This window comes from Nocardia farcinica (assembly GCF_029867845.1).
GTDB lineage: Bacteria > Actinomycetota > Actinomycetes > Mycobacteriales > Mycobacteriaceae > Nocardia > Nocardia farcinica_A.
The window spans coordinates 1-1,288 of record NZ_JARWRU010000896.1; the positions used below are offsets into that span (position 1 = coordinate 1).

The 1,288-nt window shown below is 67.7% G+C and carries 1 protein-coding gene; it reads left to right on the forward strand.

The window, feature by feature from the left end; genetic code table 11:
- Window positions 1-480 precede the first annotated feature (480 nt).
- Window positions 481-1,155, forward strand: coding sequence for a S1 family peptidase (locus tag QH283_RS19760; protein ID WP_280504474.1), 675 nt, complete (start codon window positions 481-483; stop codon window positions 1,153-1,155).
- Window positions 1,156-1,288: the final 133 nt, after the last annotated feature.

Consider the following 1,288-nt stretch of genomic DNA (forward strand, 5'->3'; position numbering starts at 1 on the left):
GGCCTACCCCGACGACCCGTTTGCTTGACGCACCTTACTACGGAGTAGTGCGCAACACACCACCGACATGTGACCGCAGTCATAGATCGCTGTCACGCGTGCGAAAAGACTGGGACCGGCCACAGCGACACGCTCGGTTTATGCCCTTGAAACTACAATTTCATTGGAACAGGTTGCACCCCCGCCCCCGTCATCAGGACGCGAAATATGCCCTTCCCGGAATTGCTGGGAATTTAATCATCTAAAATCTTCCCGGTATCCGAATGTAGTGGACTCGGGGGACGATGGACGCGCACCGCCGATTCGACGCGCCGGGTCGGCCGCTTCGATACCGAACGGCTATTGATGCCGACTTGCTATGACACGCCGGGTGAGCGGGCCGTACGCGGCCCTCGCCCGGCGAGACGCGACCGAGACCGAATACTGACACGATGAATGCGACAGATTGATATCGTGCGGGCTTCCGACATCTGGAGGGACATGTTCAGCAAACTCGCCAAGGCGGCCAACGCCGTCCTCGCCGTCGCCCTCGGCGCGGCGCTGCTCGGGACAGGCGCGGGGGCCGCGGCGGCGGACCCGGCCGCACCGGTGATCGGTGGCGGTTCGGGAATCATCGTCGACGCAATGTACGAATGCACCGTCACCACCGTCGGCTACGACGGCGCGGGCAGGCTGGTGGGCCTGACGGCGGGCCATTGCGGCGACCCGGGTGCGCGGGTGTACGCCGAGACCGACCCCGGCGCGGGCGTGATCGGCACCTTCGTGCACTCCGATCCCACCCTCGACTACGCGGTGATCCAGTTCCGGCAGGGCGCCATCACCCCGGTCAACCGGATCGGCGGGGTGACCATCACCGGCATCGGAGCGCCCGCCCAGTTCCCGATGATCGTCTGCAAGGAAGGCCGCACCACCGGCAACACCTGCGGCCTGGCCTACGGCGACATCTTCGGCAGCAACATGGAGACCTGGGCCCAGATGTGCGTCGTCGAGGGCGATTCCGGCGCACCCGTGGTGGTCGGCACGACCCTGGTCGGCATGGTGAACGCCTACCTGGCCATCGCCTGCTTCGGTCCCGAGGTCGGCACCAACATGACCACGATCATGGACGACATCAACCGGCGCGGCGGCATCGGCGCGGGCTTCCGGCCCATCTGATCCCGCCTGCCACGCGAAGAAGGGGGGGGGGCCCACCCGCCGCGGCCAGCGCCGGGAGCCCCCCCCCCCCCCCCGCCCGCACAGCCCCCACCCGGCGGGCCCCCCCCCCACAACGGGGGACCCCCCCCCCACG